This window comes from Pseudonocardia yunnanensis (assembly GCF_039534065.1).
Classification (GTDB): domain Bacteria; phylum Actinomycetota; class Actinomycetes; order Mycobacteriales; family Pseudonocardiaceae; genus Pseudonocardia; species Pseudonocardia yunnanensis.
Genome location: NZ_BAAAUS010000013.1, coordinates 230,467 through 256,344, shown reverse-complemented (window position 1 = coordinate 256,344; position 25,878 = coordinate 230,467). Strand labels below are relative to the sequence as shown.

Annotated in this window: 28 protein-coding genes; 10 read left to right on the top strand and 18 right to left on the bottom strand. The window is 70.6% G+C overall.

The genetic code is table 11. The annotated features are described in order from the left end of the window. Positions 1-6 precede the first annotated feature (6 nt). From prcB to dop, 3 genes are all read right to left on the bottom strand, one after another. Entirely contained in the window at positions 7-867 is an 861-nt protein-coding gene (gene prcB / locus ABD743_RS15005; RefSeq protein WP_344722654.1) for a proteasome subunit beta, read from the bottom strand. 59 nt (positions 868-926) lie between these two features. Further along, positions 927-1,124 carry a ubiquitin-like protein Pup gene (locus ABD743_RS15000; protein ID WP_142101234.1) on the bottom strand — a complete coding sequence of 66 codons (198 nt, stop codon included), beginning with the start codon at positions 1,122-1,124 and terminating at the stop codon, positions 927-929. Between the two features lie 127 nt (positions 1,125-1,251). Then, positions 1,252-2,769 (bottom strand): depupylase/deamidase Dop, encoded by a 1,518-nt coding sequence (gene dop / locus ABD743_RS14995; RefSeq protein ID WP_344722653.1) that lies wholly within the window; start codon positions 2,767-2,769, stop codon positions 1,252-1,254. Positions 2,770-2,832: 63 nt separating this feature from the next. Here dop and ABD743_RS14990 point away from each other — a divergent pair, with 63 nt between their 5' ends. Next, positions 2,833-3,378 carry an NUDIX domain-containing protein gene (locus ABD743_RS14990; RefSeq protein ID WP_344722652.1) on the top strand — a complete coding sequence of 182 codons (546 nt, stop codon included), beginning with the start codon at positions 2,833-2,835 and terminating at the stop codon, positions 3,376-3,378. Here ABD743_RS14990 and lpdA read toward each other — a convergent pair. Next, a complete protein-coding gene (gene lpdA / locus ABD743_RS14985) occupies positions 3,368-4,774 on the bottom strand; it encodes a dihydrolipoyl dehydrogenase (protein WP_344722651.1) in 1,407 nt (468 codons plus the stop codon). The two genes, ABD743_RS14990 and lpdA, sit on opposite strands and share 11 nt — an antisense overlap. A 47-nt stretch (positions 4,775-4,821) precedes the next feature. After that, on the bottom strand, positions 4,822-5,322 hold the full coding sequence (locus tag ABD743_RS14980; protein WP_344722650.1) for a MarR family winged helix-turn-helix transcriptional regulator: 501 nt from the start codon (positions 5,320-5,322) through the stop codon (positions 4,822-4,824). A gap of 88 nt (positions 5,323-5,410) precedes the next feature. Here ABD743_RS14980 and ABD743_RS14975 point away from each other — a divergent pair, with 88 nt between their 5' ends. The 4 genes from ABD743_RS14975 to ABD743_RS14960 all read left to right on the top strand — a co-directional run bounded on the left by ABD743_RS14975 (position 5,411) and on the right by ABD743_RS14960 (position 8,635). Then, positions 5,411-5,971, top strand: coding sequence for a YceI family protein (locus tag ABD743_RS14975; protein WP_344722649.1), 561 nt, complete (start codon positions 5,411-5,413; stop codon positions 5,969-5,971). A 262-nt stretch (positions 5,972-6,233) separates the two neighbouring features. Beyond that, a complete protein-coding gene (locus tag ABD743_RS14970) occupies positions 6,234-7,568 on the top strand; it encodes an acyclic terpene utilization AtuA family protein (RefSeq protein WP_344722648.1) in 1,335 nt (444 codons plus the stop codon). Continuing rightward, entirely contained in the window at positions 7,549-7,860 is a 312-nt protein-coding gene (locus ABD743_RS14965; RefSeq protein WP_344722647.1) for an AtuA-related protein, read from the top strand. Before ABD743_RS14970 ends, ABD743_RS14965 begins: the two co-directional genes overlap by 20 nt. Positions 7,861-7,888: 28 nt before the next feature. Then, positions 7,889-8,635, top strand: coding sequence for a helix-turn-helix domain-containing protein (locus tag ABD743_RS14960; protein ID WP_344722646.1), 747 nt, complete (start codon positions 7,889-7,891; stop codon positions 8,633-8,635). On the opposite strand, the gene ABD743_RS14955 is transcribed toward ABD743_RS14960, so the two are convergent. From ABD743_RS14955 to ABD743_RS14940, 4 genes are all read right to left on the bottom strand, one after another. Continuing rightward, entirely contained in the window at positions 8,572-8,973 is a 402-nt protein-coding gene (locus ABD743_RS14955) for a VOC family protein (protein WP_344722645.1), read from the bottom strand. The two genes, ABD743_RS14960 and ABD743_RS14955, sit on opposite strands and share 64 nt — an antisense overlap. An 80-nt stretch (positions 8,974-9,053) precedes the next feature. Continuing rightward, positions 9,054-9,425 (bottom strand): YchJ family protein, encoded by a 372-nt coding sequence (locus tag ABD743_RS14950; RefSeq protein ID WP_344722644.1) that lies wholly within the window; start codon positions 9,423-9,425, stop codon positions 9,054-9,056. 124 nt (positions 9,426-9,549) lie between these two features. Further along, entirely contained in the window at positions 9,550-11,364 is a 1,815-nt protein-coding gene (arc, locus tag ABD743_RS14945) for a proteasome ATPase (RefSeq protein WP_344722643.1), read from the bottom strand. A 158-nt stretch (positions 11,365-11,522) separates the two neighbouring features. After that, entirely contained in the window at positions 11,523-12,401 is an 879-nt protein-coding gene (locus ABD743_RS14940; RefSeq protein WP_344722642.1) for a tRNA (adenine-N1)-methyltransferase, read from the bottom strand. A 255-nt stretch (positions 12,402-12,656) separates the two neighbouring features. Here ABD743_RS14940 and ABD743_RS14935 point away from each other — a divergent pair, with 255 nt between their 5' ends. Together ABD743_RS14935 and ABD743_RS14930 are read left to right on the top strand one after the other, a co-directional pair. Continuing rightward, positions 12,657-13,616 carry a RecB family exonuclease gene (locus tag ABD743_RS14935; RefSeq protein WP_379659198.1) on the top strand — a complete coding sequence of 320 codons (960 nt, stop codon included), beginning with the start codon at positions 12,657-12,659 and terminating at the stop codon, positions 13,614-13,616. A 44-nt stretch (positions 13,617-13,660) separates the two neighbouring features. After that, on the top strand, positions 13,661-14,467 hold the full coding sequence (locus ABD743_RS14930) for a thioesterase family protein (protein ID WP_344722641.1): 807 nt from the start codon (positions 13,661-13,663) through the stop codon (positions 14,465-14,467). 6 nt (positions 14,468-14,473) lie between these two features. On the opposite strand, the gene hisG is transcribed toward ABD743_RS14930, so the two are convergent. The 4 genes from hisG to metH all read right to left on the bottom strand — a co-directional run bounded on the left by hisG (position 14,474) and on the right by metH (position 20,134). Then, a complete protein-coding gene (gene hisG / locus ABD743_RS14925; protein WP_344722640.1) occupies positions 14,474-15,376 on the bottom strand; it encodes an ATP phosphoribosyltransferase in 903 nt (300 codons plus the stop codon). A 28-nt stretch (positions 15,377-15,404) separates the two neighbouring features. Continuing rightward, entirely contained in the window at positions 15,405-15,668 is a 264-nt protein-coding gene (locus ABD743_RS14920; protein WP_344722639.1) for a phosphoribosyl-ATP diphosphatase, read from the bottom strand. A gap of 217 nt (positions 15,669-15,885) precedes the next feature. Continuing rightward, the gene (locus tag ABD743_RS14915; RefSeq protein ID WP_344722638.1) at positions 15,886-16,608 is read right to left on the bottom strand and encodes an HAD family hydrolase; all 723 of its coding nucleotides are present in this window, start codon (positions 16,606-16,608) and stop codon (positions 15,886-15,888) included. Next, a complete protein-coding gene (gene metH / locus ABD743_RS14910; RefSeq protein WP_344722805.1) occupies positions 16,598-20,134 on the bottom strand; it encodes a methionine synthase in 3,537 nt (1,178 codons plus the stop codon). Before metH ends, ABD743_RS14915 begins: the two co-directional genes overlap by 11 nt. Positions 20,135-20,248: 114 nt before the next feature. On the opposite strand from metH, the gene ABD743_RS14905 reads away from it, so the two are divergent. Next, entirely contained in the window at positions 20,249-21,133 is an 885-nt protein-coding gene (locus ABD743_RS14905; protein ID WP_344722637.1) for a PAC2 family protein, read from the top strand. Next, positions 21,130-22,278, top strand: a complete 1,149-nt coding sequence (locus tag ABD743_RS14900) for an MFS transporter (protein WP_344722804.1) — start codon at positions 21,130-21,132, stop codon at positions 22,276-22,278. Before ABD743_RS14905 ends, ABD743_RS14900 begins: the two co-directional genes overlap by 4 nt. Positions 22,279-22,363: 85 nt before the next feature. On the opposite strand, the gene ABD743_RS14895 is transcribed toward ABD743_RS14900, so the two are convergent. The 3 genes from ABD743_RS14895 to ABD743_RS14885 all read right to left on the bottom strand — a co-directional run bounded on the left by ABD743_RS14895 (position 22,364) and on the right by ABD743_RS14885 (position 24,172). Then, a complete protein-coding gene (locus ABD743_RS14895) occupies positions 22,364-23,203 on the bottom strand; it encodes a hypothetical protein (protein ID WP_344722636.1) in 840 nt (279 codons plus the stop codon). A gap of 197 nt (positions 23,204-23,400) precedes the next feature. Beyond that, positions 23,401-23,799: a hypothetical protein gene (locus ABD743_RS14890; RefSeq protein WP_344722635.1), complete on the bottom strand. Its 399-nt coding sequence runs from the start codon at positions 23,797-23,799 to the stop codon at positions 23,401-23,403. A 7-nt stretch (positions 23,800-23,806) separates the two neighbouring features. Then, on the bottom strand, positions 23,807-24,172 hold the full coding sequence (locus tag ABD743_RS14885; protein WP_344722634.1) for a DUF2237 family protein: 366 nt from the start codon (positions 24,170-24,172) through the stop codon (positions 23,807-23,809). A 35-nt stretch (positions 24,173-24,207) separates the two neighbouring features. Between ABD743_RS14885 and ABD743_RS14880 the strand changes: the two genes are divergently transcribed. Beyond that, the gene (locus tag ABD743_RS14880) at positions 24,208-24,360 is read left to right on the top strand and encodes a hypothetical protein (RefSeq protein WP_344722633.1); all 153 of its coding nucleotides are present in this window, start codon (positions 24,208-24,210) and stop codon (positions 24,358-24,360) included. A 29-nt stretch (positions 24,361-24,389) separates the two neighbouring features. On the opposite strand, the gene mshC is transcribed toward ABD743_RS14880, so the two are convergent. Continuing rightward, complete coding sequence (gene mshC, locus ABD743_RS14875; RefSeq protein WP_344722632.1) at positions 24,390-25,628, bottom strand: cysteine--1-D-myo-inosityl 2-amino-2-deoxy-alpha-D-glucopyranoside ligase; 1,239 nt, start codon at positions 25,626-25,628, stop codon at positions 24,390-24,392. 53 nt (positions 25,629-25,681) lie between these two features. Continuing rightward, entirely contained in the window at positions 25,682-25,849 is a 168-nt protein-coding gene (locus tag ABD743_RS14870; RefSeq protein WP_344722810.1) for a hypothetical protein, read from the bottom strand. Between the last annotated feature and the right edge of the window lie 29 nt (positions 25,850-25,878).

Genomic DNA, 25,878 nt, shown 5'->3' with positions numbered 1-25,878 from the left:
GGCGAGCTATCCGCCGGGTTTATCGGTACGACCGGCGATGACAGCGCGGACGACCGCCTCCATCTCCTCGTCGGAGCGGCGTACCGCTCCCTCCTCCGCGGTGATGCTGACGACCACCGGGTAGATCTTGCGGACCAGGTCCGGGCCGCCGGTGGCGGTGTCGTCGTCGGCCGCGTCGTAGAGCGCCTCGACGGACGTGCGCACGGCCGCGGCCAGATCGGCCTGGGGATCGTAGAGCTTCTTCAGCGACGACTTCGCGAACACCGAACCGGAGCCCACGGAGTGGTAGCCGAGCAGCTCGTCGTAGCGGCCACCTGTGGCGTCGTAGGTGATGATGCGGCCCGCCTTCGACGGGTCGGCGGCGTCCATGTCGTAGCCGACGAACAGCGGCACGACGACGAAGCCCTGCAGCGCCGCGCCGAGGTTCTGCTGGATCATGCTGGCCAGCTTGTTGGCCTTGCCGTCCAGCGAGAGCGGCACGCCCTCGATCTTGTCGTAGTGCTCGAGCTCGACCGTGAACAGCCGCACCATCTGCAGCGCGATGCCCGCCGAGCCCGCGATCCCGATCGCCGAGTGCGAGTCGGTGATGAACACCTTCTCGATGTCACGCTGGGCGATGACGTTGCCTGCCGTGGCCCGGCGGTCACCGGCGATGATCACCCCGTCGGCGAACGTGAGCGCGACGATGGTGGTGCCGTGCGGAACCTGGAGGCCGCCCACGCCCGCGGCGCCCGGCGTGACCCCCTCGGCAAGCCGGCCCGGAAGCAGATGCGGCGCGTTGGCCGTGACGAAGTCGGTGAATGACGACGGGCCGGGCGCGAGATACGCGCCCGGGCCCGGTGGGGCGACCGGCAGCCGGGGCTCCATGGTCAGGTGAGTGCCTCTCGTCGTGCAGTGCGTGGCTGGTGCGGTGACGCAGGGGGCGGCTACTCGCCGCCCTTCTGGACGTACGCCCGGACGAAGTCCTCGGCGTTCTCCTCCAGGACGTCGTCGATCTCGTCGAGGATCGTGTCGACGTCCTCGCCGAGCTTCTCACGGCGCTCCTGGCCGGCTGCCGCGGCGTCGGCGCCGTCCTCGTCGTCGCCGCCACCACCACCCTGACGCTTGGTCTGCTCCTGGGACATGGCCGTCTCCTCTTCGCCTGCCCGGTGCCGTCGACTGCACGGCGTACCGGGGTCCGGTATTTGAACTTTACCCAGCCGATCGGCGACACGCCCGCGATCGAAGCCATGCCGATGGGCGAGTCGCGGTTCAGCCGCGGGTCAGCGCCTCGACCAACTCCTCGGCGGTACGGGAGTTGTCGATCAGTTCACCCACGTGGCGGCGCGTGCCGCGCAGCGGCTCGAGGGTGGGGATCCGCACCAGGGATTCGCGCCCCAGGTCGAAGATGACCGAATCCCAGGACGCCGCGGCCACCTCGGACGGGTAACGCTCGAGACAGCGGCCACGGAAGTAGGCGCGGGTGTCCTCCGGGGGCCGGCGCATGGCGGCGACCACCTGCTCCTCGGTGACCAGCCGCTTCATCGACCCGCGCGCCACCAGCCGGTTGTAGAGGCCCTTGGCCATCCGCACGTCGGTGTACTGCAGGTCGACCAGCTGCAGCCGCCCGGAGTTCCAGGCCAGCCCGTCGCGCTCGCGGTAGCCCTCGAGCAGCCGCAGCTTGGCGGGCCAGTCGAGGCGGTCGGCGCACTCCATGGGGTCGCGGGACAGCGCGTCGAGCACCTCACCCCACAGCTGCAGGACCTCGGCCGTGGCGTCGTCGACGTCGGCGCCCATCGTGTTCTCGACGTGCTTCTGCGCCTTCTCGAAGTAGGCACGCTGCACGTCGACGCCGGTCATCTTGCGGCCGTCGGCCAGGTCGACGAGCGTCTTGAGCGAGGGGTCGTGGCTGATGCGGTGCACGGAGCGCACGGGTTCGGCGAGACGCAGCTCGTCGAACCGCACGCCGTTCTCGATCATGTCGAGCACGAGGGCCGCGGTGCCGACCTTGAGCAGCGTGGAGTACTCGCTCATGTTCGCGTCGCCGATGATGACGTGCAGGCGGCGGTACTTGTCGGCGTCGGCGTGCGGCTCGTCGCGGGTGTTGATGATGCCGCGCTTGAGCGTGGTCTCCAGCCCGACCTCGACCTCGATGTAGTCGCTGCGCTGCGCGAGCTGGTAGCCCGCCTCGTCGCCCGAGGCACCGATGCCGACCCGTCCCGCCCCGCAGATGACCTGACGCGTCACGAAGAACGGCGTCAACCCGGCCACGATCGCGGGGAACGTGGTGCTGCGGGCCATCAGGTAGTTCTCGTGGGAGCCGTAGCTGGCCCCCTTGTTGTCGACGTTGTTCTTGTAGAGCTGGATCCGCGGGGCGCCCGGCACGGTGGCCGCCCGCATCGCGGCCTCCTCCATCACCCGCTCCCCCGCCTTGTCCCAGATGACGACGTCGCGAGGCGTGGTCACCTCGGGGGTGGAGAACTCCGGGTGGGCGTGGTCGACGTAGAGCCGGGCGCCGTTGGTGAGGATGACGTTGGCGGCGCCGAGGTCGTCGAGCTCGGACTCCGCCGGGTTGTGCACGGTGGGGGCCGACAGGTCGAACCCGCGCGCATCGCGCAACGGGGACTCCACCTCGTAGTCCCACCGGGCCCGGCGCGAACGTGGGATGTCCGCTGCCGCTGCGTAGGCCAGCACCACCTGCGTGGACGTGATCACCGGGTTGGCGGTGGGGTCGCCCGGCACCGAGATGCCGTACTCGATCTCGGTGCCCATGATCCGGCGGGCGGTCATGGGCGGCCCTCGACGTGCGCTGTCATGGGTCGAGCCTAACCGCGGCCGGAGGATGATGAGCGCATGCAGGCAGGGACCCCCGCAGAGGATGAGCCCGTTGCCGTCTATGACCCGGGTGGAGCAGTGGTCGGAGTGGCCCCGCGCGGCGTGGTCTACCGGGACGGACTGTGGCACGGCACCACCGGCGTGCTCGTGCGCAGCGTCGACGGCGAGCGCGTGTACCTGCACCGACGGTCACCGGACAAGCTCATCTTCCCGAGCATGTACGACTGCTGGGCGGGTGGGGTGATCGGGCCGGACGAGGCACCCGACGACGCCGCCGCCCGTGAGCTGGCCGAGGAACTCGGTGTCACCGGCGTGTCGCTGAAACGTAGCTACGAGCCCTTCGCCTACGACGACGGCACGCTGCGCTGCCACGTGTTCACCTACGAGGTGCGCTGGGACGGCCCGCTGCACCACCAGCCCGAGGAGGTCGTGTGGGGGGACTGGGTGACGCTCACCGAGCTGCGTGCACGGCTCGCCGACGGCCGGCGCTGGCCCTTCGTCCCGGACGGCCGCGTGGGCATCGAACGCTGGCTGGCCGCCCGGGACGCCGGGATCACAGGTTGATCATGTGCCCGGTCAGGCCGTGGAACGCCTCCTGCAGCGCCTCGCTCAGTGTGGGGTGCGCGTGCACGTTGCGGGCGAGCTCGTGGGCGGTGAGGTCCCACTTCTGCGCGAGCGTCAGCTCAGGCAGCAGCTCCGTCACCTCGGGGCCGATGAGGTGCCCGCCGAGCAGTTCGCCGTAGGTCTCGTCCGCGATGAGCTTGACGAACCCGCCGGGCTCCCCGAGCCCCTGCGCCTTGCCGTTGGCCGTGAACGGGAACTGGACGACCTTGACCTTCCAGCCCTTCTCGTCCGCCAACGCCAGCGCCTGCTCCTCCGTGTAGCCGAAGCTCGCCACCTGCGGGTTGCAGAACGTCGCCCGGGGCATCATCACGTACTCGAGCTCCTGGGTCTCCGCGCCGGCGATCGTCTCCGCCGCCACCACCCCCTGTGCCTCGCCCACGTGCGCGAGCATGAGCTTCGCCGTGACGTCACCGATCGCGTAGATGTGCGGCACGTTGGTGCGCATGTGCTCGTCGATCGCGATGGCACCGCGCTCGGTGAGCTCCACGCCGGTGTTCTCCAGGCCGTAGCCCTCGGTGCGCGGGGTGAAGCCGATGGCCTGCATGACCTTGTCGGCCCTGAGCTGCTTGGTCTCCCCGTTCTGGGAGACGGTGACCGTGACCTGGTCGCCCGAGTCGTCGATGGACTCCACCCGGGTGGAGGTCAGGACGTCGACGCCGTACTTGCGGAAGCGCTTGGCCAGCTCCTTGGACACGTCGGCGTCTTCCAGCGGGAGCATCCGGTCCAGGAACTCGACGAGCGTGACCTGCACGCCGTAGTTGCTCATCACGTAGGCGAACTCGACGCCGATCGCGCCACACCCGGCGATGATGATGCTGCGCGGCAGCTCACGGCTGAGGATCTGCTCCTCGTAGGTCACCACACGCTCCGACAGCGACGTGCCGGGGAGCAGCCGGGTGGTCGCGCCGGTGGCGATGATCACGTCGTCGAAGGTGATCGTCTCCGTGCCGCCGTCGGACAGGGCGACCTCGATGGTGGAGGCGTCGACGAACTTGCCCCACCCGTCGATCTCTTTGATCTTGTTCTTCTTCATCAGGTAGTGGACGCCCTTGACCCGGCCGTCGGCCACCTTGCGGCTGCGGTCGAACGCGGGACCGTAGTCGACGGACACGTCCCCGGAGATGCCGAAGGTCTTGGCCTCCTGGGTCACCAGGTGGGCGAGCTCCGCGTTGCGCAGCAGCGCTTTCGACGGGATGCAGCCGACGTTCAGGCACACCCCGCCCCAGTACTTCTCCTCCACCACCGCGACGCTGCGGCCCAGCTGGGCCGCCCGGATCGCTGCGACGTACCCACCGGGACCCGCTCCGAGAACCACGACATCGACATGTGAAGCCATGCAACGACTCTAAGACCCACAGCGGGCGCCCAGTCGCGGCCTAGGCGCTACGCCTGGTCGTCGTACTTGTCCTCCGAAGCCGGCCAGACCGGCGCGTCGGCCAGGTTCGCCACGAGTGTGTCGCTGATGTCGCGCAACGCCCGCATCTGCTCCGGGCTGAGCGCGTCGAACATCGCTTCGCGTACCGCCTCCACATGGCCGGGAGCCACGGCCTTCAGACGGGCGAGCCCCTCGTCCGTGAGCTCCGCCAGCGCTCCTCGGCGGTCGTCCGCGCACGGGCGACGACGCACCCAGCCCGACTCCTCGAGCCGGGCGACGGCATGTGAGAGCCTGCTGCGCGACGACATCGCCGACGTCGCGAGCTGGCTCATCCGCATCGAACGGCCCGGGGCCTCGGAAAGCCGCACCAGGATCTCGTAGTAGGCGTGCGGCAGTCCGGCGTCCTGCTGGAGCTGTCGCTCGATCCGGTCGAAGAGCAGTCGACAGGAGGTGAGGTAGCTGCGCCAGGTGCGCTGCTCCTCTTCGTTGAGCCACCGGGTGTCAGGCACCACACCTCCGGAATAGGTCAGCCGTGATGTTGTTCAGGGTAATGTCGCTCTCAACAAGTGAGAGTTCAAGAGCCTCACGGAGGTCAACATGACCACATCCTCGGTCCAGATCCCCGGTTACGTCGCGGCCACATGGGACATCGACCCGGTGCACTCCGACGTCTCCTTCTCAGTCCGCCACATGATGGTCAGCAAGGTACGCGGTCGCTTCACAAACTTCTCGGGCGAGATCGTGACAGGTGAGGACATTTCCGACTCCTCGGTGAACGCCACCATCGCCGCGGACTCCATCGACACCGGCAACGAGCAGCGCGACAACCACATCCGCTCCACCGACTTCTTCGACGCCGACAACCACCCCCAGTGGACGTTCCACTCCACCAGCGCCCGTGCCGACGGCGACGAGATCGTGCTGCACGGAGACCTGACGATCAAGGGCGTGACCAGGCCGGTCACGCTCGCGCTGGAGGCCAACGGCTTCGGTCCGGACGCCTTCGGCGGCTACCGTGCCGGGTTCTCGGCCAGCACCACGATCGACCGCAACGACTTCGGCGTCGACATCAAGATGCCGATGGACGGCGGCGGCGTCGTCGTCAGCGACAAGGTGCAGATCACCCTCGAGATCGAGGCCGTGCGCCGCCAGGCCTGACCGGCTGGACAACCGGCTCCATGATGGCGGTGGCGGCGGGCGAGAGGGACGTTCCCTCGCCCGCCGCCACCGCCATTCGATTACCGGGTTCCCACTCCGCCCCGCTCACCGCCTCGACATTCATCCTGCCGGGTATGGCGGGCGTCGGGCTCGGCGCGCATCAGCGGTTCGTGTTCCGATGGAGTTCGGTACGACGCCGGTGACAACGGCAGTCACCCTCCTCACCGGCGCCGTCCCGCTTCCCTGACGCGGAAGGAGACCGATGAGCGCGCGAACGAGCACAGTGCGGATCGGCTGCGGGGCGGGGTTCGCGGGCGACCGCCTCGAACCGGCCCTCGACCTCGTCGACCGCGGCAGGCTGGACGACATCGTGCTCGAATGCCTCGCCGAGCGGACGGTCGCACTGGGACACCAGCGGCGGCTCGCGGACCCGGCGGCCGGATACGACCCGCGCCTGGTCGCCCGGTTCTCCCGGCTCCTGCCGCTGGCCGTCGAACGCGGGGTGCGTGTCCTGACCAACATGGGCGCGGCCAACCCGCTCGCGGCCGGCGACGTCACCCGCGACCTCCTCGACATGGCGGGGTCCGCGGCGCGGGTCGCCGTCGTGACCGGCGACGACGTGCTGGAGGGCCTCGACCTCGACGCCCCGGCCCTGGAGGACGGCAAGCCACTGCACGAGCACGGCGAGCTCGTCTCCGCCAACGCCTATCTCGGCGCCGACGCACTGCTGCCCGCCCTCTACGCCGGCGCCCAGGTGGTGATCACCGGGCGGGTCGCCGACCCGTCGCTGTTCCTCGCCCCGCTCGCCCACCGTTTCCGCGCCGACCTGGACGACCTGGCGTTCGCCGCCGGGGGCACCCTCGTCGGGCATCTCCTGGAATGTGCGGGCCAGCTCACCGGCGGTTACTTCGCCGACCCCGGCGTCAAGGACGTCCCGAGGCTCGCCGAACTGGGCTTCCCCTTCGCCGACGTCGAGTCCGACGGCTCGGCCGTCTACGGCAAGCTCCCCGGTACCGGTGGGCGCCTCGACCGGGCGACGGTGCGCGAGCAGCTGCTCTACGAGGTCACCGACCCCACCGGCTATCACACGCCCGACGTGGTGCTCGACCTACGCCGGGTGACGGTCACGCCGTTCGGGCCGAGCAGCGTGCGCGTCACGGGGGCCGTCGGGCGGCCACGACCGGACCGGCTCAAGGTCACCGTGGGCTACCGCGCAGGCCACAAGGTCGAGGCCGAGATCTCCTACTCGGGGCCCGGTGCCGACCGCCGGGCCGCCCTGGCCGCCGACATCGTCGCCGCCCGGGTGGCCGGGCTGCCGCTGCAGCCGCGGATCGAGGTCATCGGCGTCGTGCCGCCCGACGCCGACGACCGGGTCGAGTGCCGGCTCCGGGTGGCGGCGCTCGGAGCCGACCCCGCGACCCTCGACGCGATCGGGCACGAAGTGGAGGCGCTGTACACGAACGGTCCCGCGGGGGGCGGCGGCGTGCGCGTCAGCACGGGCGAGGTGATCGGCGTGGTGTCCACCCTCGTACCGCGCACGACGGTGCGTCCCGGCGTCACGATCCTGGAGGCTCCCGGTGTCCGTCCGGCTGCATGAGATCGCGCATTGCCGCGCAGGCGACAAGGGCGACGTCGCCACGCTGTCCGTGATCCCCTACGTCGACACGGACTACGCCCTGCTCGTCCGCGAGCTCACGCCACAGCGGGTGCGCTGGCGGCTGGCCCGGTACGTCGGTGGTGAGGTCCTGCGGTTCGAGCTGCCGCTGTTGCCCGCCCTGCAGTTCGTCTGCACCGGGATCCTCGACGGCGGTGTCACCACGTCGCTCGCGCTCGACACCCACGGGAAGTCGCTCAGCTCCCGCCTGCTCGCGTTGGAGCTGCCCGACTGATGTCGGGGTGCGGGGCTACCGTGCTGGTGTGTCCTACCGGGAGAGCCCGTCGCCGCAGGCGCTGCGCACCGAGGTCGAGTGCGTGTGGACGGCCGTCGTCGATGCAGGCGCCCCGACGGAGACACTGGACGTCCTGCCCGACGGTTGCATGGACCTCGTCTGGACGGGCGGTGAGCTCGTCGTCGCAGGCCCGGACACCCACCCCCACCGCGCGCGCCGCGAGCCCGGGGTGCTGAGCGCGGGCCTGCGCTTCGCGCCCGGCAGGCTGCCCGCGCTGCTCGACGTCCCGGCCGCCGTGGTGCGCGACCAGCGCGTCCCCCTCCATGAGCTGCACCCTGGCCTGGCGCGGCGGGCCACCGCCCGGCTGGAGGCGGGCGCCGCTCCCACCTCTGTGCTCGCCGAGGTGGCCGAGGCGCTGCCGGGTGGGCCTGCAGAGCCCGCCCTGCGTGCCGTGGCCGCCCGGCTCGGAGCCGGTGCCGCGGTGGCCGCCACCGCCGACGGTCTCGGCTGGACCGACCGTTCCCTGCATCGCCGCTGCCTGGCCGCGTTCGGATACGGGCCCGCCGTGCTGCGGCGCGTGCTGCGCTTCCGCCGCGCCGCCGCTCTGCTCTACGCCGGCGTCCCCATCGCCGAGGCCGCGGCCCGCGCCGGGTACGCCGACCAGCCGCACCTCTCCCGGGAGGTGCGGGCGCTGGCGGGTGTGGCCCCCCGTCAGCTCGCGAGCGGGGCGAACAGGTCCACCCCGTTGCCGTCCGGGTCGAGCATCACGGCGTAGCGCTGGCCCCAGAACGCGTCGAACGGCGCCATCTCGCTGCGGTAACCCGCATCGGCGAGCTCCGCGTACAGGGCGTCCACAGCGCCGGCGTCGGGCAGGGCGAAGGCGAGGCCCAGCCGTCCGGCACCGGGCACCGCGTGCCACTCCGGATGGAACGAGCGCACCGTCTCCTCGGTGTCGAACAACAGGCGCAGCCCGCCGGGCAACGCCACCTCCACGTGCGGCTGGTTGTCGGCCTCGGCGGGCACCGGCAGCCCGAGGGCCCGATAGAACCCGAGCGCCTTCGCCATGTCGGCCACCACGACCCCGACCGCGTCCAACCGTGCTTCGATCGTCATGGCAGGCACCGTAGGGCCCGGCACAGCGGGCGTCGTGAACGAATCGGACGCACGCTCGGCAGTGCCCTCACAGACGCCGGTCAGAGGGGGCCGACGTAGCTCCAGCGGCCGTCCTCGCGAACGAACTCGCTGTTCTCGTGCAGCACGTCGGCGCGCCCGCGGTTGGTGCGGTGGGCACGGAACTCGACCGTTCCCGTCGCCCCCAGCAATCCGCCCCCGGTGCCGCCGAGTATCTCCAACCGCGTCCACTCGTCGTCCGGGTCGAGCAGGAGGCGAGGGGGGCGGGTGTCGGGATGCCAGGTCTGCAGCAGGTACGCCGTGTCTCCAGTGGCGAAAGCGGTATACCGGGAGCGCATGAGCAGCTCGGCGGTAGGAGCCGCCTCCCCACGATGAAACCGCCCACAGCAGACGGGGTACCCCTGGGGAAGCCCGCATGGGCAGCTCGCGACCACACCCAGATCTTCTCGCGTCTGGGAGCCGTACTGCTGTCAGGGGCCATGCCCCGGCAGCACTGCGGCTCCGACACACACCTGCGGCCCGGTTCCCTTGGGGCCGGGCCGCAGGTGTGTGTGGCTTTTACAGGTACTGGCCCGTGTTCGACGCCGTGTCGATCGCGCGGCCCGTCTCGGCGTTCTTGCCGGTGACGAGGGTGCGGATGTAGACGATCCGCTCCCCCTTCTTGCCGGAGATGCGCGCCCAGTCGTCGGGGTTGGTGGTGTTGGGCAGGTCCTCGTTCTCGGCGAACTCGTCGACGATCGCGTCCAGCAGGTGCTGCACGCGCAGACCCGGCTGGCCGGTCTCGAGCACCGACTTGATCGCCGACTTCTTCGACCGGTCGACGATGTTCTGGATCATGGCGCCGGAGTTGAAGTCCTTGAAGTACAAGGTCTCCTTGTCACCGTTGGCGTAGGTGACCTCCAGGAACCGGTTCTCCTCGGTCTCGTCGTACATCCGCTCGACCACACGCTGGATCATCGCGTCGACGCAGGCCTTGCGGTTGCCCGCGAACTCCGCGATGTCGTCGGTGTGGATCGGCAGCGTCTCCGTGAGGTACTTGGAGAAGATGTCCTGCGCCGCCTCGGCGTCCGGCCGCTCGATCTTGATCTTCACGTCCAGGCGGCCGGGCCGCAGGATCGCGGGGTCGATCATGTCCTCGCGGTTGGAGGCGCCGATGACGATGACGTTCTCCAGGCCCTCGACGCCGTCGATCTCCGCGAGGAGCTGCGGCACGATCGTGGTCTCCACGTCGGAGGACACGCCCGAGCCACGGGTGCGGAAGATCGAGTCCATCTCGTCGAAGAACACGATGACCGGGGTGCCGGCCGAGGCCTTCTCCCGGGCGCGCTGGAAGATCAGCCGGATGTGCCGCTCGGTCTCGCCGACGAACTTGTTGAGCAGCTCCGGGCCCTTGATGTTGAGGAAGAACGCACGGCCGTCCTCGGGGTTGTCGCCGCGGACGGCGGCCACCTTCTTGGCCAGCGAGTTGGCCACGGCCTTGGCGATGAGCGTCTTGCCGCAGCCGGGAGGGCCGTAGAGCAGCACGCCCTTGGGCGGACGCAGCTCGTACTCCTTGAACAGCTCGGCGTGCAGGAACGGCAGCTCCACGGCGTCGCGGATCTGCTCGATCTGCCGGAACAGGCCACCGATGTCGGAGTAGTCGACGTCGGGCACCTCCTCCAGCACGAGGTCCTCCACCTCGGCCTTGGGCACCCGCTCGTAGGCGTAGCCCGCCTTCGTGTCCACGAGCAGGGAGTCGCCGGGCTTCAGTGGAACGGCGTCGGGGTACTCCGCACCGGCGATCAACGGCGCGGCCAGCCAGACCACCCGCTCCTCGTCGGCATGCCCGACGACGAGCGCGCGCCCTGCCAGACCGTCCTCCGTGGGCTCGGAGAGCACCTCACGCAGTGCACACACCTCACCGATGCGCTCGTAGTCGCCTGCCTCGACGACGGTGAGCGCCTCGTTGAGGCGGACTGTCTGCCCACTGCGTAGCTCCGCGGTGGTGACCGCGGGCGACACTGCGACACGCATCCGGCGCCCGGAGGTGAAGACGTCCACCGTCTCATCCGGGAACCGCACCAGGAACACGCCATAGCCGCTCGGTGGCTGCGCGAGGCGATCGACCTCCTCGCGCAGCGCGACGAGCTGACCCCGAGCTTCCTTCAAGGTCTCGGTGAGCTTCTCGTTGCGCGCGGACAGCTGAGCAAGCCGGCTGGCAGACTCGGCGAGCCGCTGCTCGAGCACGCGAACGTGCCTCGGCGACTCCGCGAGCTTGCGGCGCAGCAGAGCCACTTCCTCCTCGAGAAAGCGGATCTGCGCCCGAGCCTCCGCGGGGCTGAGTTCCCCGCCGTCACCCGGGTCACGCCTGCCGGGACCGTCGTAGGGGTTCACGGCATCCTCCCTCCGTGTTCCGTTTCCATACGGTACCTGCGAACGAACGTTGAAGGCCTGCGACGAACCGGTGATCCACCACTCAACCGGACGGCACCTTGACGCGTCGACCCCTCGTGGTCCGTCCGGGGCACGAGCGGAAGTTCGTCCGGCTGGCGTCACCGACTGGTCGGCCTGCGCTGAGGGCGAGGCGGGACCACCCCCTCGGCGAGCCGGCGGGCCGACACCAGGAACGCGGTGTGACCCTGCATACGGTGGTCGGGCCGCACTGCCAGACCCACCACATGCCATGGCCTGACCAGGCATTCCCATGCCTGGGGCTCGGTCCAGCACTGCTGCTCACGCAAGTCCTCCACGAGCCGCGAGAGCTGCGTCGTGGTGGCCACGTAGCCCACCAGGACCCCACCCGGAATCAGTGCTTTCGCCACTGTATCCAGGTGTTCCCAGGGGGCCAGCATGTCCAGAACGACACGATCGACCGGTTCGGCGTCACCATCATGAGTATGAAGATCAGCGACCTTCAAGGACCAGTTGGGTGGCGAATCTCCGAAGAACTGGCGAACGTTCCGTTCGGCGTGTTCGGCGTGGTCGGCCCGGATCTCGTAGGAAATGACCGCGCCCTCGGGTCCGACAGCCTGTAGGAGCGAGCATGTGAGCGCGCCGGAACCCGCTCCCGCCTCCAGCACGCGGGCGCCCGGGAAGATGTCGCCCCACATGAGGATCTGGGCGGCGTCCTTCGGGTAGATCACCTGCGCCCCGCGCGGCATCGAGAGCACGTAGTCGGCCAGTCGCGGCCGCAGCGCGAGGTAGGGGGTGCCCACCCGCGAGATGACCACGCTCCCTTCCGGCTTGCCGATCAGGTCGTCGTGCGCGAGGCCGCCGCGGTGGGTGTGGTACTGCCCGCCCGTCTCCAGGGTGAGCGTGTAGTGGCGCCCTTTCGGATCGGTCAGCTGCACGCGGTCGCCGGGACGGAACGGGCCACCCCGCGCAGCGAGAGCGGGCGCCTCATCGGAGAGCGGTGGCAGCGGTCTGGACACGAGGCACAACGCTAAAGGGTGGGTACGGCGTGGGTCGCAGCGACCGGCCGGACCGATCCCCGTTCGTGATCCGGGCATCGGATGCCCGACGTCGTGGCAACCCGCTGTACACGACGGCCCGGTCCCCGGGCGTCCCGGCGCCGCCCGGAAGTGTCGGTGGTGTCGCCTACCCTGCGGAGCGTGACGGACACACACGGCGCAGGCCACGGGCTCGGCACGGCCACCGCCGAACCCGCCACCCCGGGCCCCACGGCGATCACGCACGGGCCGATCCTCGACGGCGAAGTCGCCGGAGCATCCACCGACGCCGGCACCGCGCGGTCCGAGACCCAGGCCACCACCGACTCCACCACGGGCCGTCCGCGGCGCCGGCCGGCGCTGTCGCCGTCGCGGGCGGGCGATTTCAAGCAGTGCCCGCTGCTCTACCGGTTCCGCGCGATCGACCGGCTGCCCGAGCGGCCCACCAGGGCCCAGGTCCGCGGCACGGTCGTCCACGCCGTGCTGGAGCGGCTCTACGACCTGCCCGCTGCGCAACGGTCCCTCGACGCCGCCCGCGAGCTCGTGGCGACGGCGTGGGAGCAGCTGTGTGCACAGGAGCCGGAGTTGGTGGGGCAACTGTTCGACGGCCCCGAGGATCCGGAGCTGACGCCGTGGCTGGAGTCCGCCGGGCCGCTCCTGGAGGCGTACTTCCAGCTCGAGGACCCTCGCCGGTTGGAGCCCGAGGCGCGGGAGCTGCTGGTCGAGACCGAACTGGAGTCCGGCCTGCTGCTGCGCGGCTACATCGACCGGCTGGACGTCGCGCACACCGGGCAGATTCGGGTCGTCGACTACAAGACCGGCGCGGCGCCGCGGCCGGTGGCCGAGGCGCGGGCGCTGTTCCAGATGAAGTTCTACGCCCTCGCGCTGCTCCACCTGCGCGGAGTGGTGCCCACCCAGCTGCGGCTGATGTACCTCGCCGACACCGAGTCGCTCACCTACGAGCCAGAGGAGGCGGAGCTGCGCCGCTTCGAGCGCACGCTCGACGCCATCTGGCAGGCCATCCGCACGGCCGGGGAGTCCGGGGATTTCCGTCCCAACCCCAGCAGGCTCTGCGAGTGGTGCAGCCACAAGGCGCTCTGCCCGGCCTGGGACGGCACCCCGCCGCAGTACCCGGGCTGGCCGGCCGATCCTGCCGACGTCAACGCCGAGGAGAGCGCCCTGGAGCGGGCCGGCTGAACCCGCCGGCCTGGCCTGCGTCTGGCCCGGGGCATCATCGGGGGGTGCCAGCCGACGTGCCCGAGCTCGAGCCGTTCTACCTGCCGCTGGACGGCGCCGACGGCGAGCGCTTCCACGCCACCCCGTCCACCACCGGGCCGTGGTTCGCCGACGCACAACACGTCGGGCCGCCCTCGGCGTTGCTGGTGCGGGCTCTGGAACGCTGCCCGAGCACGGCTGACATGCAGTTGTCCCGGATCACCGTGGAGGTCCTCGGTCCCGTACCCGCCGGAGAGGTCCGGGTCTGCGCTGACATCGAACGGCCGGGACGCACGGTCGAGCTGCTCGCCGCCGAGATGCACGCGGGCGGCCGCACGGTGCTCAGGGCCCGTGCGTGGCGCCTGGCCCTCGGCGACACGAGCGCCGTGGCCGTCGGAGAGGCCCACCCGCTACCGCCGCCGGAACAGGGGACACCCCGCCAGGAGCTACCGCCGGGCTGGCTGCCGGGCTTCATGAACTGTGTGGAGTGGCGCTGGCTGCGCGGCTGGTTCGGCGAACCCGGCCCGGGCACCACCTGGGGACGGCTGCGCGTGCCCCTCGTCGAGGGCGAGGCACCCAGCCCGCTGCAGCGGCTGGCAGTACTCGCCGACACCGCCAACGGCGCGGCCTCCCCGCTGGACCTGACGAGCTGGCTCTTCGTCAACACCGAACTCACGATGCACCTGCACCGGCCGCCGGTCGGGGAATGGATGGCCGTGGCCGCCGAGACCGTGCTCGGCCCGACCGGCATGGGCACCGTGTCCGGCGTGCTCTTCGACGAGCGCGGGCACACCGGGCGCTCCGCGCAAAGTGTGGTGCTGAGGCCTCGCTAGAAGCGCTCAGATCCCGATGCCGGTGCCGTCCACCGCCCGGCAGGAGCGGATCTCCGAGGTCAGGATGGCGCGCACGCCGAGCGCGGCAAGGTCGTCCATCACCTTGTTGGCACACGTCCGGCTCACCATGGAGCGCACCGCGAACCAGCCCTTCTGCATCAGCGGCGACACGGTGGGCGCCTGCATGCCGGGCGTAATGCGCTTGGCTTCCTCGAGCACGTCCTCCGGGCAGTCGTAGTCGAGCATCAGGTACTGCCGCGCGTAGACGACTCCTTGGACACGTGCCGTGAACACCTGCTTGGCCGACTTGACCTCGACGGTCTCCTCGCGGTCGGGTCGCGGCTCGCGCTCGATCAGCGTGGCCTGCGACGCTGCTATCGCCGCACCGAACGGCTTGAGGCCGTGCTGGCGCAGCGTGCGCCCGGAGGAGACGACATCAGCGATCGCATCGGCCAACCCGAGCTGGACGGAGATCTCCACGGCACCGTCGAGCTTGATGATGTCGGCGCGGACGCGGTTGCGAGCGAGGTGGGCGCGGACCAGCCGGGGGTAGGACGTGGCGATCTTCTTGCCCTCGAGGTCCTCGAGCTTCCATTCCCGGCCGTCATCCGTGCGTTCGGGGGCCGCGAAGCGGAACTTCGACGCACCGAAGCCGAGCTCGATGACCCGCTTCACCTGGCTGCCCGACTCGTCCATGAGGTCGGCACCCGTGATGCCCAGGTGCAGGTCGCCGGAACCGACGTAGGTGGCGATGTCCTTGGGCCGCAGGTAGAAGAACTCGATCCCGTTCTCCTCGTCGAGCATGCTGAGGTCGCGCGAGTCCGACCGCTGCCGGTACCCCGCCTCACGCATCATCGTGGCGGCAGGCTCGGCCAGCGTTCCCTTGTTGGGGAGTGCGACGCGGAGCATCAGAGTTCTCCTAGTGCCTTGCTGTGTCTTACAGGAACTTGTAAACGTCTTCGAGCGAGATCTTGCGCCCGAGCATGAGGACCTGGATGCGGTAGAGCAGCTGGGAGATCTCCTCGGCCAGCGCGTCGTCGGCCTCGTGCTCGGCGGCCAGCCACACCTCGCCGGCCTCCTCGAGCAGCTTCTTTCCTTGCGCGTGTACCCCCGCGTCGAGAGCCGCGACCGTGCCCGAGCCCTCCGCGCGGGTGGCGGCCTTCTCGGTCAGCTCGACGAACAGCTCGTCGAAGGTCTTCACGTTCGCTCTCTCCTCACAACATCATCGTCATACGTCGACAGGGTCGACGCGAAACAACCGCACCGAGCGTGCTGCGCCCGGTGCATGTGGTGCGCCGGGTGGTTCGCCGAACGGTCGCTGTGCGCATTATGGGGGGCGCGATTTATTCGGCGAACGGCGGCAGTGCCACTGTCCAACGGCGCCATTGCCGACTGCACCCCACGGCTCACTTCCAGCGCTAGGCCACGCGGTCGGTGCGCACCCGAGCGTAGGCGTCGCGCACGTCGTCCGCTGTGAGCCCGGCGAGGGAGCGACGCTGAACACGTGCCGGACCTGGCGGAACGGCCACCTCACAGGGCACAACGAGCACGGCCGCGCCCGCCCGCTCGGCCGCGAGCGTCCCGGTCGGAGAGTCCTCCACCGCGAGGCACTCGTCGGGGGCGACCCCGAGCAGCTCCGCCGCCCGCAGGTACGGATCCGGGTCGGGCTTGCCGCGCGGCACCTCGTCGCCACACACCGTGACGAGAAAGTGCTCGCGCCCGATGGTCTCCAGCGCCATCTCCGTGAGCGCCCGTTCGGTGTTGGTGACCAGCGCCGTGGGCCAGCCTGCTGCGCGGACCATGCGCAACGCGTCGAGCGCGCCCGGCCGCCACTCCAGGCCGGCCGCGAACAGCTCGCCCGTTCGCGCCGTCATCCACTTCTCGGCGTCCGCCATCCGGACCGGATCGTGGTCGAGCCCCAGGTCGTCGAACATGAGCACCAGCGTGCGGGCCATGTTCGACCCGATCATGGCCTCCCGGGCTTGCGGACTCAGCTCTCCGCCGAGCCAGCGAGCCGTCTCCGCGAGAGAGATGCTCCAGACCTTCTCCGAGTCGACCAGGGTGCCGTCCATGTCCCACAGAACGGCCGCGGGAAGCTCGGCATCGGTGTTCGGATCCGACGAGCGATCCTCAGCCCGCATTGAAGTACTTCGCCTCCGGGTGATGCGCGACCATGGCGTCGGTGGACTGTTCCGGATGCAGCTGCAGCTCCTCCGAGAGTTCCACGCCGATCCGCCCGGGCTGTAGCAGCTCGACGATCTTGGTGCGGTCCTCGAGGTTGGGGCAGGCGCCGTAGCCGAGCGAGTAACGCGCCCCGCGGTAGCCGAGCTTGAAGAACTCCTCGACGTCGGCGGGGTCCTCCTTCGCCACGGCGTCACCGGTCGGGAATCGCAGCTCCTCGCGGATGCGCCGGTGCCAGTACTCGGCGAGCGCCTCGGTGAGCTGGACGCCCAGGCCGTGGACCTCCAGGTAGTCGCGGTAGGCGTCCTTCGCGAACAGCTCGTTGGCGTAGTCGGCGATCGGCGAGCCCATCGTGACCAGGTGCAGCGGCAGCACGTCCACCTCGCCGCGTTCGACGGCGAGCGTGCGCGGCCGCCAGAAGTCGGCCAGGCACAGGTGCCGGTCGCGGCGCTGGCGGGGGAACTCCAGCCGGAACCGCTCCGCCGCGTCGGCACGCGGCTCCTCCAGCACGAGCAGCGCGTCCTTCTCCGACACCGCCGGGAAGTACCCGTAGACGACGGCGGCGTGCGCGAGCACACCCTCGGTGGACAACCGCTCCAGCCAGTACCGCAGCCGCGGGCGGCCCTCGGTCTCCACCAGTTCCTCGTAGCTCGGGCCGGAACCACCCTTCGCCCCGCGCAGACCCCACTGGCCCAGGAACAGGGCTCGCTCGTCGACCATCCCGGAGTAGTCGGCCAGGGACACGCCCTTGACCACGCGGGTGCCCCAGAACGGCGGGGTGGGCAGCGGGTTGTCCACGGTGACGTCAGAGCGCTCCGGCAGCGGGCCTGCCACCTCGGCCTCGGCCGCCTTCCGCTTGGCCGCGACCCGCTGCGACCGCTCGTGGCGGGCGCGGCGCTCGGCCTTGCGGGCCTCCTCCTCGGCGTCGACCTCGGGTGCGTCACCGCGGGCGCGGGCCATCGTGGCGTCCATGAGCCGCAGGCCCTCGAACGCGTCGCGCGCGTAGGCGACCCGGCCGTCGTAGACCTCCGAGAGGTCGTTCTCGACGTAGGAGCGGGTGAGCGCGGCCCCGCCGAGCAGCACCGGGAGCTTCGTGGCGACCCCCCGGGAGTTCATCTCCTGGAGGTTCTCCTTCATGATCACGGTGGACTTCACGAGCAGCCCGGACATCCCGACCGCGTCGGCCCGGTGCTCCGCGGCGGCCGACAGGATCGTGGAGATCGGCTGCTTGATCCCCAGGTTGACCACGTTGTAGCCGTTGTTGGTGAGGATGATGTCCACGAGGTTCTTGCCGATGTCGTGGACGTCGCCCTTCACGGTGGCGAGCACGATCGTGCCCTTGCCGTCGCTGTCGGTCTTCTCCATGTGCGGCTCGAGGTGTGCCACCGCCGTCTTCATCACCTCGGCGCTGGCCAGCACGAACGGCAGCTGCATCTGACCGGAACCGAAGAGCTCGCCGACGGTCTTCATGCCCGCCAGCAGCGTGTCGTTGATGATCTCCAGGGCTGGGCGGGACTCCAGCGCCTCGTCGAGATCGGCCTCCAGTCCCAGCCGCTCGCCGTCGACGATCCGCCGCTCCAGTCGCTCGAACAGCGGCAACCCCGCCAATTCCTCGGCCCGGCCCGCCTTCGCCGACGAGGCCGTGACGCCCTCGAACAGCTCCATGAAGCGGTTGAGCGGGTCGTAGCCCTCCCGCCGCCGGTCGTAGACGAGGTCGAGTGCCACCGACCGCTGCTCGTCGTCGATCTTGGCCATCGGCAGGATCTTCGCGGCCGACACGATGGCGGTGTCCAGCCCGGCGTTCACGCACTCGTGCAGGAACACCGAGTTCAGCACCTGCCGCGCGGCGGCGTTGAGGCCGAACGACACGTTCGAGACACCCAGCGTGGTCTGCACGTCCGGGTAGCGGCGCTTCAGCTCGCGGATCGCCTCGATGGTCTCCAGCGCGTCGCGGCGGACCTCCTCCTGACCGGTGGTGATCGGGAACGTCAGGGTGTCGACGACGATGTCCTCGACGTGCATGCCGTGGTTGGTCGTGAGGTCGCGGATGAGCCGGTCGGCCACCCGCACCTTCCACTCGGCGGTGCGGGCCTGGCCCTCCTCGTCGATGCACAGCGCCACCACCGCGGCCCCGTGCGCGCGGACCAGCTCCATCGCGCGCTGGAACCGCGACCCGGGACCGTCGCCGTCCTCGTAGTTGACGGAGTTGATGATCGAGCGCCCGCCGAGCCGCTCCAGCCCGGCCCGCAGCACCTCGGGCTCGGTGGAGTCGAGCATCACCGGCAGTGTGGACGCGGTGGCGAGGCGCCCGGCGAGCTCGGCCATGTCGGCCACACCGTCGCGCCCGACGTAGTCGACGCACAGGTCGATGAGGTGCGCGCCGTCGCGGGTCTGCTCCCGCGCGATCGCGACGCAGGACTCCCAGTCCTCCGCGAGCATCGCGTCGCGGAACTTCTTCGACCCGTTGGCGTTGGTGCGCTCGCCGATCATCAGCACCGAGGTGTCCTGGCGGAAGGGCACGGTGGCGTACAGCGAGCTCAGCCCGGGCTCCGGCCGAGGGGACCGCGGCGCGGGGGCGAGGTCACGAACCGCCTCCGAGACGGCACGCACGTGCTCGGGAGTGGTGCCGCAGCAGCCGCCCACCAGGCGAAGGCCGTAGTCGCGCACGAACGTGGACAGCGCCTCGGCGAGCTCGTCGGCGGACAGCGGGTACTCGGCGCCCTTCGGGCCCAGCCGCGGCAGGCCGGCGTTGGGCATCACCGACAGCGGGATGCGCGCGTGCTTGGACAGCGTGCGCAGGTGCTCGCTCATCTCGGCGGGGCCGGTGGCGCAGTTGAGCCCGATCAGGTCGATGCCGAGCGGCTCCAGGGCGGTGAGCGCCGCCCCGATCTCGCTGCCCAGCAGCATCGTGCCGGTGGTCTCGACGGTGACCTGCGTGATCAGCGGGACCCGGCGGCCCTCGTCGGTCATCGCCTGCTTCATGCCGAGGACTGCGGCCTTGACCTGCAGGAGGTCCTGACACGTCTCGACGACGAGCGCGTCGGCACCGCCGGCGAGCAGCCCGCGCCCGCACTCGGCGTAGGCGTCGCGCAGCCGTGCGAAGGTCTCGTGGCCGAGGGTGGGCAGTTTGGTGCCCGGTCCGACCGAACCCAGCACGTAGCGCGGACGGTCCGGCGTGCTCATCTCGTCGGCGACACCACGGGCGAGCTCGGCACCTTTCAGCGCGAGCTCCCGGATCCGTTCCGCAATTCCGTACTCGGCCAGGTTGGGGAGATTCGCCCCGAAAGTGTTGGTTTCGACGGCGTCGGCGCCCGCCTCGAAATAGGCGCGGTGGATGCTGCGCACGACGTCGGGCCGGGTGGCGTTCAGAATCTCGTTACAGCCGTCGAGGCCGTCGAAGTCGTCGATGGCGAGGTCGGCGGCCTGAAGCATGGTGCCCATCGCGCCGTCGGCGATCACCACCCGCTCCGACAGGGTCTCCATCATGGTGGTGTCGAAAGCAGGCGGTGACTGGGTGCGGATGTCAGGCTGCACAGTGGACACGGTAGCGGCCGGGGGAGGCGTCCATCGCGCTGCGGCCTCCGGCCGTAGGCTGGGCGGATGACCGATCGCGAGCCGGAAACCGGAGCGGAGACCGAACTGCCCCGCCTCGTCGACCCGGTGCTGATCGCCGCGTTCGAGGGGTGGAACGACGCCGGGGAGGCGGCCAGCACGGCGCTGGAGCACCTGGAGCTGAGCTGGGACGCCGAACCTTTGGTCTCGATCGATCCGGAGGAGTACTACGACTTCCAGGTCACCAGGCCGCATGTGCGGCACGCCGGAGGTGTCACGCGCAAGATCGAGTGGCAGACCACCCGGCTCTCGGTGGCCACACTTCCCGGCACCGACCGGCACGTCGTGCTCGTCAACGGAATCGAGCCCAACCTGCGCTGGCGCACGTTCTGCGCCGAGTTGCTGGGCTATGTCGAGAAGCTCGGTGTGACAAAGGTCATCACCCTCGGCGCCCTGCTGACCGACACCCCGCACACCCGGCCCACGCCGGTCAGCGGGATCTCCTACGACGTGTCCTCCGCGGGCGACCTGCAGGTGGAGCCGTCGAGCTACCAGGGGCCCACGGGGATCGTGGGTGTCTTCCAGAACGCCTGTGTCGAGGCGGGCATCCCCGCGGTGTCGTTCTGGGCGGCGGTGCCGCACTACGTGTCGCAGGCCCGGGTGCCCAAGGCCGCCGTCGCGCTGCTGCACCGCGTGGAGGAACTGCTGGACGTGGAGGTCCCCCTCGGGGGTCTTCCCGAGCAGGCGGAGGAGTGGGAGCGCACCGTCTCGGAAATGGCCGAGGCGGACGACGAGGTGCGTGAGTACGTCCGTCAGCTCGAGGAGCAGGCCGAGGCCGATGCCGACGTGCTCCCCGAGGCCGACGGCGACGCCATCGCCGCCGACTTCGAGCGCTACCTGCGCCGCCGCGGCACCGGGGGCTCGGGCAACTGATAGACCCACCGCTATCCCGCACTTCCCCCCGCACTCGCCTCGCCAGAGCTGGTCTCTACGCCGGAGCAGCCCTGGGCCCCTTCGGAGGCGGGATCACCGTCGCGATGCTGCCGGAGCTTGGCGCGTCGTTCGACGTGTCGGCGGCCACGGCGTCCTTGTCGATCACGGCCTACACGGCGCCGTTCGCTGTCGTGATGCTCGTGTCGGGCACGCTCGGCGAACGCTGGGGACGCCGCCGAACGGTCACCGTCGCCTACATCGCGTACGTGATCACGTCGGTGGCGTGCCTGCTCGCGCCTACGCTGCCGCTGTTCCTCGCGGCTCGCGCGATGCAGGGAGCCGCGAACGCGTTCACGTCTCCCCTGCTGCTCGCCGCGCTGGCCAGCAGCGTGCCCGCAGGGCGCCTGGGCCGGGCGCTCGGCTGGTTCGGCTCGATGCAGGCGATGGGCCAGACCTCCGCGCCCCTGGTCGGCGGGCTCGCGGCCGAGGCCGACTGGCGAATCGCATTCGCCGGGGTGGCTGCGGTGGCCGGCGTGCTCGCCGTCGTCGGCATTCCGGCGGGCGGTGCGCAGCTGGGGGAACGGCCCAGTCTCCGCACGGCATGGCAGCCCTCGGTGCTGCGCGCCGGCGTGGTGGCGGCGGTCGGGTGGGGCTGCCTGTCCGGGCTGAACTTCCTCGTCGCGCTGCGGCTGGAGGAGGAGTTCGGCGTCGGCGCCGCAGCGAGAGGCCTGCTTCTCACCTCCCTCGGGGTCGCCGGCCTGCTCACGGCGCGGCTGGTCGGCGGCGGGATCGACCGGATCGGCGCCCGGCGCAGTGTCCTGCTCGGTGCTGCGCTCGGGGTCATCGTCGTGATCGGGGTGGGTCTCGCACCGACGGTGTGGCTGATCGGCGTCATCTGGGCGGTGGGCGGGGTCGCCACCCAGTTCGTGCTCGTGGGTGTCAACGCCATGGTGCTGCGCCTTGCCCCGGAGAACACGGGCGGCACGATGTCGACGGTGCAGGCGGTGCGCTTCAGCGGAGCGGCCCTCAGCCCGGTGGTGATCACACCCGTCTATCACGCGGAGCCGCTGGCGGGCTTCCTGCTGCCCGCCGCCCTGCTGGCAGTGGCAGTGCCCGCGCTGCTCCCGCCCGAACGACGCCCCTGACGAGGCCCCCGAGACCGCGACATGGACACATATCGCTGTTCTGCATGCGGACGAACAGCGATATGTGCCCATGTCGCGGCATGGGTCACGCTGCTCGGAGTGCCGCCTCTACCGTGTAGATCATCTTCCTGGGGTTCGCCAGCAGGGGTTGCGTCACGAACACGACGTCCCATCCGGCGGCGTGCACCCGGTTCAGCCGTTCGCGATCGTGGTTGAGCGCCCAGAGCTGCCCGTCGCGCCACTCACCGTCGTACTCGACCGCGACCTTCCGCTCGGGAAAGGCGAGATCGACACGGGCGAGGCGACCAGAACGGTCTTCTATCCAGTACTGCGGCACCGGATGCAGGCCGGCCAGCTCGAGCCACACGCGCACCTTCGACTCCGGCCGCGACTCCGCCCTGGCGTCGGCCAGCTCGACGACCCGGCGGCCGGTGACGATGCCGCGGTCCGACCGTCCGGTGACCAGCGCGGTCAGGTCGGTGTGCTCGACCAGCCCGGCCCGGAGGACGACGTCGAGGTCGGCGACGGCGTCCGGGAGCGGCCGGGCAAGCGTGAGGTCGAGCGCCATCCGCAGCGGAGAGGCGATGCGGCCGCTGTGCCACGGCTCGGACTCCTCGCGGGCGAGCTCGGTGCGCCGCAGCCGAATCCCATCGCGCCAGGTGATCCGGCGTCGCAGCGGAGCGACCACCTCCACCGGGTCGTGCGGCCGTGCGAGCTCGCAGCCGCGAATCGTGGCAGCAGAGCGGCCCGTGATGACGGCGTCCGGTGGCAGCACGAGGGTGGCGCCCTGGCAGCGGACCGGGTGCGTCACCGCGATACGGCCATCCGCGTAGACGTCCCGGAACAGGTTCGTGACCAGCGGGCCACGTAGTTGGGCATGGGTGAGATGACCGGCCGCAACGGCCTCCGAGCCCCGAAAGATCATGAGGACACGATCAGCGGGACGCCGCGCTACGTCGAACGCCTGTCCACACGCCCCGAGCCAGGAAGCCAGTTGTCCCCATAAAGGAGATTCCCCTTGCGCCGCGCGCCTCCTCGTCAGACCGCGACATGGACACGTGACGCTGTACGTACCCGCGCAGAACAGCGACGTGTGTCCATGTCGCGGGGCCGGGGGCGGTGTCAGGGTTGGAGCGTGGTCAGCAGGGCTCGGGCGTAGGCGCGTTCGGCGTCCACATCGATGTGGCGTTCCTCCCCGTCACGCCCGCTGATCACCACGGCGAACCCGTCGCGAACCGGCTCCAGTCGCAGGAACCGGGGGCCGAGGGCGTGGCGCAGCTGCCCCTCCGAGGGCAGCCACACCACCGCCTCCTGCTCCACGCTGTCCAACGCCCATTCGGTGGTGCCGTTGAAGCGCAGCAGCCGGCCGGTGGGCGCCTCGTGGACGTCGACGGTCAGCTCGCTGACCACGAACACGTCGGCATCCATCCCCCGGTCGGGGATCACGAACCGGTCGCCCGAAGCGGGGTTCCACGGGAGCCCGGCGGCACGCAACCGCAGCGCCAGATCGACGGTGATCACTTCTCGGTCAGCCCGAGGTCGCAGCGTGGCGGCGCAGGTCGTCGAGGTCGACCCAGTCGAGGGTGCGGACGTGCGTGGCCTCCAGCACCACGGGCGGTGCGACTCCCGCGGCGAGCGCCTCGGCCCAGCGGGAGGCGCAGACGCACCAGCGATCGCCCGGCCGCAGTCCGGCGAAGCCGTACTCGGGGCGCGGGGTGGACAGATCGTTTCCGCGTTCGGCGCTGAACCGGAGAAACTCCTCGGTGACCATGGCGCAGACGGTGTGCACGCCATCGTCTTCCGCGTCGGCCACGCAGCAGCCGTTGCGGGTGAAGCCGGTCATGGGGTCGGTGCTGCATGTCTGCAGCTCGCTGCCCAACACGTTGCCCGCCATGTGCTCCACCCAACCAGAACGGGTAGGCCGACGACATGACGCAATCGCCGCATCCCGACCCGGAACCGCCCCGCCCGCCCGGCGTACCGGAGCGGGACCTGGAGATCCCGATCGACACCGGCGACACGCAGGTGCCGGACGGCACGGACGTGCAACCCGACGCGGGGACGGTCGAGCCGCCGGACTGAGGTCGTGCCCCGCCGGCGGCCCGAGCTCCCTACAGCGCCACCCCGAGCAGTGCGTCGACGGCGTCGCGGACGAGGGCGGGCGCGTTCGTGTCGCCGCCGCGACGTTCGAGCGCCTCCGCTGCCCACGCGTCGACGGCGGCCAGAGCCGCGGGGGTGTCCAGGTCGTCGGCCAGGTGGGTGCGCAGCCGGAGCACGAGGTCCTCGGCGCTGGGCCCGGCGTCGAGGGCGGCGGCTTGGCGCCAGCGGGCGAGGCGGGCCTGCGCCTGCGCGAGGAGGTCGGCGGTCCACGGCCGGTCCTCGCGGTAGTGGCCCGAGAGCAGCGCGAGGCGGATGGCAGCCGGGTCGACGCCTTCCGCCCGGAGCTTCGAGACGAAGACCAGGTTGCCGCGCGACTTGGACATCTTCTCGCCGTCGAGGCCGATCATCCCGGTGTGTGTGTAGTGCCGGGCGAACGGGTGCTCACCGGTGAACGCCTCGGCGTGGGCGGCTCCGAACTCGTGGTGCGGGAAGATCAGGTCGGACCCGCCGCCGTTGAGGTCGATCTGGGTGCCGAGCCGGTTGAGCGCGATCGCGGCGCACTCGACGTGCCATCCGGGACGTCCCGGCCCGAGGTCCGACGGCCATGACGGCTCGTCCGGACGCGCCATGCGCCACAGGAGGGCGTCGGCGGGGTGCCGCTTGCCCGGGCGGTCCGGGTCGCCACCGCGCTCGCGGGACAGCTCGATCATCGTGGCTTCGTCGAGGTGGGACTCGTAGCCGAAATGACCGGTGACGGAGCTGTCGAAGTAGACGTCCGGGTACTCCGGGTCGTCGATCCGGTACGCCGCTCCCGAGGCCAGCAGCTTGCCGACGAGCTCGGCGATCTCCCCCATCGCCTCCACGGCGCCGATGTAGTGCCGCGGGGGCAGCACCCGCAGCGCCTCCATGTCCTCGCGAAAGAGCGCCGTCTCGCGCATGCCGAGCACGACCCAGTCGTCCTGGTCGCGGGCGGCGCGCTCGAGTAGAGGGTCGTCGATGTCGGTGACGTTCTGGACGTAGTGCACGTCGTGGCCCAGGTCCCGCCACAGCCGGTTGACCAGATCGAACGCCAGGTAGGTGGCGGCGTGGCCGAGGTGTGTGGCGTCGTACGGGGTGATCCCGCAGACGTACATCGTGGCGGTGGGCCCGGGCGCGGTCGGGCGGATGCGGCCGGTGGCGGTGTCGTGAAGGCGCAGCGGCGGACCGCCGCCGGCGAGCCGTGGGACGTCGACGGTTGCCCAGGTTTGCATGACGAACAACTTACGCGTTCAGGACGGCCGACCTGCCACCGTCGTCGCCCGCTTCACTGCCAACCGGCAGGCAGCCTCGCCTCGATGTCGCGCAGGTGCCGTCTCGCGCAATCCGGGCAGAGCCAGCGCACCCGCCCGTCCGGCTCCCGCTCGTGCACCCAGGTCAGGGTGGCTGCGGTGCCGTTCTCGCAGATGGTGTGGCAGTGGTGACAGGTGGGCACGCACACAGCATGCACGCTTGCCCAGCACG

What these genes read in the sequence shown, in the direction of transcription:
- prcB (WP_344722654.1), bottom strand. Translation starts at nt 867, where the DNA reads ATGGAGCCCCGGCTGCCGGTCGCCCCACCGGGCCCGGGCGCGTATCTC.
- ABD743_RS15000 (WP_142101234.1), bottom strand. Translation starts at nt 1,124, where the DNA reads ATGTCCCAGGAGCAGACCAAGCGTCAGGGTGGTGGTGGCGGCGACGAC.
- dop (WP_344722653.1), bottom strand. Translation starts at nt 2,769, where the DNA reads ATGACCGCCCGCCGGATCATGGGCACCGAGATCGAGTACGGCATCTCG.
- ABD743_RS14990 (WP_344722652.1), top strand. Translation starts at nt 2,833, where the DNA reads ATGCAGGCAGGGACCCCCGCAGAGGATGAGCCCGTTGCCGTCTATGAC.
- lpdA (WP_344722651.1), bottom strand. Translation starts at nt 4,774, where the DNA reads ATGGCTTCACATGTCGATGTCGTGGTTCTCGGAGCGGGTCCCGGTGGG.
- ABD743_RS14975 (WP_344722649.1), top strand. Translation starts at nt 5,411, where the DNA reads ATGACCACATCCTCGGTCCAGATCCCCGGTTACGTCGCGGCCACATGG.
- ABD743_RS14970 (WP_344722648.1), top strand. Translation starts at nt 6,234, where the DNA reads ATGAGCGCGCGAACGAGCACAGTGCGGATCGGCTGCGGGGCGGGGTTC.
- ABD743_RS14955 (WP_344722645.1), bottom strand. Translation starts at nt 8,973, where the DNA reads ATGACGATCGAAGCACGGTTGGACGCGGTCGGGGTCGTGGTGGCCGAC.
- hisG (WP_344722640.1), bottom strand. Translation starts at nt 15,376, where the DNA reads ATGCTCCGCGTCGCACTCCCCAACAAGGGAACGCTGGCCGAGCCTGCC.
- ABD743_RS14915 (WP_344722638.1), bottom strand. Translation starts at nt 16,608, where the DNA reads ATGCGGGCTGAGGATCGCTCGTCGGATCCGAACACCGATGCCGAGCTT.
- metH (WP_344722805.1), bottom strand. Translation starts at nt 20,134, where the DNA reads ATGATGGAGACCCTGTCGGAGCGGGTGGTGATCGCCGACGGCGCGATG.
- ABD743_RS14905 (WP_344722637.1), top strand. Translation starts at nt 20,249, where the DNA reads ATGACCGATCGCGAGCCGGAAACCGGAGCGGAGACCGAACTGCCCCGC.
- ABD743_RS14895 (WP_344722636.1), bottom strand. Translation starts at nt 23,203, where the DNA reads ATGATCTTTCGGGGCTCGGAGGCCGTTGCGGCCGGTCATCTCACCCAT.
- ABD743_RS14885 (WP_344722634.1), bottom strand. Translation starts at nt 24,172, where the DNA reads ATGGCGGGCAACGTGTTGGGCAGCGAGCTGCAGACATGCAGCACCGAC.
- ABD743_RS14880 (WP_344722633.1), top strand. Translation starts at nt 24,208, where the DNA reads ATGACGCAATCGCCGCATCCCGACCCGGAACCGCCCCGCCCGCCCGGC.
- mshC (WP_344722632.1), bottom strand. Translation starts at nt 25,628, where the DNA reads ATGCAAACCTGGGCAACCGTCGACGTCCCACGGCTCGCCGGCGGCGGT.